Genomic DNA, 5,288 nt, shown 5'->3' with positions numbered 1-5,288 from the left:
GCCGGGGAAATCGCGGATAAATCCGCTCCTACGGCGGCTTCGGCATACGCTACAGGCACCGTAGGAGCGAATTTGTTCGCGATTAAAAGCCTTCGGATGGCACCAAGACATAAGACTGACCAAATACTCCACTAGCACGGCCAAGGTGACACCCACCAAGGGTAGGCTTCGGTCCTGGTGGGCTTGCTCAGGGCTGTGTGAGCCAGGGTGAGGCAAGACCAATGGTCCGGTGGACCATTGCAGCTTGCCGAACGCCCGCACAGGGATGTGCGGGCTGGACCGGGAGGCGGAGCAGGAATGCGCAGCCTTCCGGCCGAACCCAGAGCGTACAGGGATGTATTCATAGCGTCCCTGAGCGAGGCCACCGGGAAAGGGACCGGAACGCACCCCCACCACCGACATCGAAGGGAACTAACCCAATCAAAGCCCCCCGGGAAAACCCTGAATCACCCCCTTGGCCGGAACCATAAATGGACCAATCAGAAAGGCCCTAAAGCCGCCGAACCACCAACAAACTGATCACCAGCAATAGCACGGTAGGTGTCCAGGCGACGAGGAAGGGGGGGACGGCGAACATGGCGCCGACATTGGACAAAGTGATATTGACCAGATAGAAGACGATGCCGATCACCAGCCCCACCATCAGACGCTGCCCGGCACCGGAAGATCGCAGCGAGCCGAACAGGAATGGCATGGCCAGAATGACCATCACCGGCAGCGCGGCCGGAATCACCAACTTGAACCAGAAAGCAATGCGATAGGCATCCGCGTCCAACTCATTGGACTCAAGGTAACGAACATAATCCAGCAAGCCCCGCGCACCCAGCATGTTCGGACTGACGCTCACCAGAGAGACCAACTCGGGACCGATCCCTGTCTCCCAATCGCGGACATCATCACGGAGTGACTGCACCTCGCCCTCCGCCGGTCTGGTCTCACGAACCCCCTCCAACTGCCAGCGGCCCGCCTCGAATCGCGCGTGACGGGCATTGATCGCCGAAACCAGACGGCCCTCATCGTCAAAGCGATAGATGTTGAGGCCTTCCAGTCGGCGAACGTCCTCCGCCTGACGGACATTGATGTACTGCTGCTCATCCCGCAGCCAGATACCATCCCGGCCCAGGATGTTGACCACACGATAGAGTGACATCAATCGCATCTGATCCGCGTAGCGCTCGGCAGGGGGCGCCACCCACTCCCCCAATGCTGCCGTCATGCCCGCCAACAGGACCCCGCCCAGAACGGCCCCGCGGGCAATCCGGGCAATGGACATGCCGGCAGCACGCATGACGGTCAGCTCGTTCTGGCTGGCCAGGGCCCCCAGTGACAGGAGGGTGCCGATCAACACCGCCACCGGCATCAGGTCCACCGCCTGACCGGGCAAGCCGAGCAGAACATAAAGAACGGCGTCACCAAGACCGTAATCCGCGGTCCCGACCCGGCCCAGCTGGCCGACGACGCCGACAAAGGCACTCAGGGCCATGAGCACGGCCAGCACCATGAGGCTGCCGAAAATCACCGCCGAGGCGAGGTAGCGATCAAGGATCTTCATGCGCCCTGCTCCCCGCCTCGCTGCAACCAGCGGCGATAACCACCGGTCTGCTGCATGAGAAGGATACCGGCCACAAGCAGAAACAGACCGTGAACCCACCACAAGCCCATTGCCATGGGCAACTGCCCCCGCTCCAGCCAGACCTGACCCGTTGCCAACAGATTGGAATAAACGAGATAAACCACGATGCCGATGAACAGTCGGCTATAGCGACCCTGACGGGGTTTGGTCTTGGCCAGAGGAACCGCCAGGAGAGTGAGCACCAGGCCGCCGATGGGCATGGACAAACGCCAGTGGAACTCAGCCATATCCTCGGCACGCCCCGAGGACAACAGCTCCGACACCGACCGCGCTTCGCGCTCGTCGGCACCGGCATCCACGCGGGCCTCAGGCAGTCGAAGACCGTGGCGCTCGAAGCGGGTGCGCTGTAACTGGGCTTCGCCGGGTATGAGCTCATAACGATAGCCGCGTTCCAGGACCAGATAGCGCGGCCCATCCGGTTCCGCTTCCAGCCAGGCGCGCTGGGCTCGAATCAGTACCCGCTCATCGCCTTCCGTGCCCTGGATGAAGACCCCCTCCAGCTCACCGTTGGCACGACGCTCGGCATAGAACACACCATCGGCCCCTTCCAGATTACGGAACGCACCGGGCTCGAACACGGATAACCGGGCCTCGGCCCGCGCGGTTTCCTGAACTTCATTCATGGTCTGGGTGGCGGCCGGTGCCGCCTGCAAGGAAAGCACGGCCACGCCCGCCATGACCGGCACCGCAATCCAGACCAGAGCCTTGTACAGATGCAAGGGGCCAACACCACAGGCCATCATGGCCGCCATCTCGCTATCCTTGTAGAGACGGCCCAGAGCCAGCAACACGGAGAGAAAAAAGGCCACCGGTACGATGATGACCAGGTACTGGACAGTGGACAGGCCCACCAGGGGCCATACCGAATGGGGGGGAATCTCACCACTGGCGGCACTGCCCAGGAAACCCGCGAAACGGTGACTCATGAGGATCACCAGCAGGGCACTGGTCACCGCCAGCCAGCTAAGCAGCACTTCCCGGTTGATGTAACGTCCAATGACCGTGAACACGAAGGCTTCTTTCCTTGAGATTCAGTGTGGGCAGTTTATCAGGCGCGGAGACAGTGCCACAGAGGCGGCCGGATAGCGTAAAATACGCGCCAAGTTATTCCTTCATTTTGGCAGGAGTCGACATGAAATACCGAATCAAGACCGGCGCCCCGGAAAACTACAGCGGACAATGCGTGGCTGTCGGCGTATTCAGCGGCGGCGAACTGAGCGAAGCGGCGAAACAGCTGGACAAGGCCGCCGGCGGTCGAATCAAGAAGCAGATCAAGGCCGGTCTGCTGGGCGGTGAGCGCGGCGAAACCCGCCTGCTGTTCGATGTCGACGGCATCAAGGCCGGTGCTGTCCTGCTGGCGGGCATGGGTGACAAGAAGCAGTACGGCCACCGCGCCTTCCGCGAGGCCGCCCAGGCCTGCGTAGCCAGCCTCAATGAACATGGCCTGCGCGACGCCCTGCTTACCTTCTCAAGCGAATTCCCGGCCGAGGAAGATGCCATCTACTGGGGTGTCCGCCATGCTGTCGAAGCAGCGGACTATGCCGCCTATCGCTATGATGCCACCCTGTCCCAGAAGGGCCCCAAGGCCAGCCTCAAAACCCTGGACCTGCACTATGAGGGCCGTGGCGGCAAGGCCGCCGCCGAAAAGGCCCTGAACCACGCCCAGGGCGTGGCCGCCGGCACCACCCTGGCCCGTGATCTGGGTAATCTGCCGGGCAATGTCTGCACCCCGAGCTACCTCGCCAACCAGGCCCGCAAGCTGGCGCGCGAGAACAAGAAGATCAAGACCACCATCCTCAACGAGGCAGACTGCAAGAAGCTCGGCATGGGCTCCTTTCTGTCGGTGGCCAAGGGCAGTGACGAGCCCTGCAAGTTCATCGTCATGGAATACAAGAACACCAAGGGCAAGACCCGCCCCCATGTCCTGGTGGGCAAGGGCCTGACCTTTGACACCGGCGGCATTTCCCTCAAGCCCGGCCCCGGCATGGACGAGATGAAATACGACATGTGCGGTGGCGCCAGCGTCTTCGGTGCGGTCAAGGCGGCCTCGGAGATGGACCTGCCGGTGCATCTGGTCGGTATCGTCCCGGCGACCGAGAACCATATCAACGGCAAGGCCAACAAGCCGGGTGACGTGGTCACCACCATGTCCGGACAGACGGTTGAGATCCTCAACACCGATGCCGAGGGCCGACTGATTCTCAACGATGCCCTGACCTACGCCCAGCGCTACAAGCCCGAGTCCCTGCTGGATATCGCCACCCTTACCGGTGCCTGCGTGATCGCCCTGGGCCAACATGCCTCCGGGGTGATGAGCAAGCACGACGACCTGGCCGATGAAATCCTGGCCGCCGGCAACAAATCCTGGGACCGGGCCTGGCGCCTGCCACTGTGGGATGAGTACCAGGATCAGCTCAAGACCAACTTCGCCGACATGGCCAACATCGGTGGCAAGCCCGCCGGCACCATCACCGCCGGCTGCTTCCTGTCCCGCTACACCGAAGGGCAGCGCTGGGCTCATATCGACGTGGCCGGCTCCGCCTGGATCAGCGGCAATGGACCGCAGAAGGGTGCCACCGGGCGTCCGGTGCCCATGCTGAGCCAGTATCTGATCGACCGCGCCGGCTGAGTTGGTACCGGCAACTTGGCTGATTGAAGGCGGGAGCGGCATGGAGCTGCTCCCGCTTTTTCAGCAAAATCGGACACTTCGGGTTTGACATTCACCCAATTTACTACCAAACTTCCGTAAACCACTGACTGACAGGGCCTTATGACCCGGGTGGATTTCTACTTACTGTCGCAGCAAGAACTGTCCGCCAGGGACCAGTTCGCCTGCCGTCTTACCGAGAAGGCTTTCCGACTCGGACACCGCATCTTTCTCCACAGCAATGACCCGGGGCACGCCAAGTCCCTGGACGAGCTGCTGTGGACATTCCGCGACCGCAGCTTCATCCCCCACGGCCTGGCCGCCGAGGCCGACCAGGACCCGGATTTCCCCGTCGTGGTGGGCACGGGCGAGCCGCCGCAGGGAAATTACGACCTGCTGATCAACTGCGCCGAGGAGATTCCGGATTTCTTCAGCCGCTTCGAGCGAGTGGCCGAACCTGTCGTCAACGAGGACTCGGCCAAGGCGCGAGGCCGTGACCGTTACCGTTTCTACCGTGACCGCGGCTATCCGCTGGAAATGCACAATCTCTGAGGCCAAACCATGCGTGGACGCGACAGCAATGCCGGCAGTGCCCGACAGATTCCGACCCTGGAAGAGGTTGTGCGCCCGGGGAAGAAGACAGTGAACGCGCCGCCGAACCTGGATCTGTTTGAGGATCCGCCGGCAGTCGAGACGGTGGCGACCGAGGGACCGGACGAGAAAGAACGGATGCGCCAGGCCTTTATCGAGGAACTGGACCGCCGGGTGGAAAACCTGGTCCGCTCCCGCGTCCAGCGCCTGGCCGACAGCCTGGCCGAGGACGTCATGAAGACCCTCAAGCGCGAGATCCGCAACATCGCCAAGGATCAGGAAAAGGCCTGACGCTCCTTTCGGGACTGGTGCCCTTCCCTTCGAGTGGTTTCGTGCCCTTCGGCGCCGGTGACGGTGGCGCATTCCGGCCTTGGAGCCGACAGGGCTTTCCAAGGACGCCGTAGACCCATCCCTGGG

The 5,288-nt window shown here is 62.3% G+C and carries 5 protein-coding genes; 3 read left to right on the top strand and 2 right to left on the bottom strand.

What is annotated here, in order from left to right; all coding sequences use genetic code 11:
* Window positions 1-490 precede the first annotated feature (490 nt).
* Complete coding sequence (gene lptG / locus ACJWXQ_RS02910; RefSeq protein WP_346052422.1) at window positions 491-1,552, bottom strand: LPS export ABC transporter permease LptG; 1,062 nt, start codon at window positions 1,550-1,552, stop codon at window positions 491-493.
* Window positions 1,549-2,643, bottom strand: coding sequence for an LPS export ABC transporter permease LptF (gene lptF, locus ACJWXQ_RS02905; RefSeq protein WP_346052424.1), 1,095 nt, complete (start codon window positions 2,641-2,643; stop codon window positions 1,549-1,551). The genes lptG and lptF overlap by 4 nt, the downstream gene beginning before the upstream one ends.
* Window positions 2,644-2,765: 122 nt before the next feature.
* On the opposite strand from lptF, the gene ACJWXQ_RS02900 reads away from it, so the two are divergent.
* The 3 genes from ACJWXQ_RS02900 to ACJWXQ_RS02890 all read left to right on the top strand — a co-directional run bounded on the left by ACJWXQ_RS02900 (window position 2,766) and on the right by ACJWXQ_RS02890 (window position 5,162).
* Window positions 2,766-4,262 (top strand): leucyl aminopeptidase, encoded by a 1,497-nt coding sequence (locus ACJWXQ_RS02900; RefSeq protein ID WP_346052426.1) that lies wholly within the window; start codon window positions 2,766-2,768, stop codon window positions 4,260-4,262.
* Between the two features lie 141 nt (window positions 4,263-4,403).
* Window positions 4,404-4,832 carry a DNA polymerase III subunit chi gene (locus ACJWXQ_RS02895; RefSeq protein ID WP_346052428.1) on the top strand — a complete coding sequence of 143 codons (429 nt, stop codon included), beginning with the start codon at window positions 4,404-4,406 and terminating at the stop codon, window positions 4,830-4,832.
* 9 nt (window positions 4,833-4,841) lie between these two features.
* Window positions 4,842-5,162 carry a hypothetical protein gene (locus tag ACJWXQ_RS02890; RefSeq protein ID WP_346052430.1) on the top strand — a complete coding sequence of 107 codons (321 nt, stop codon included), beginning with the start codon at window positions 4,842-4,844 and terminating at the stop codon, window positions 5,160-5,162.
* Window positions 5,163-5,288: the final 126 nt, after the last annotated feature.

Source organism: Natronospira sp. (genome assembly GCF_007134575.1).
Taxonomy (GTDB): Bacteria; Pseudomonadota; Gammaproteobacteria; order Natronospirales; family Natronospiraceae; genus Natronospira; species Natronospira elongata.
Note: the sequence above shows the minus strand (reverse complement) of the source record. Positions and strands in the feature narration are given on the sequence as shown.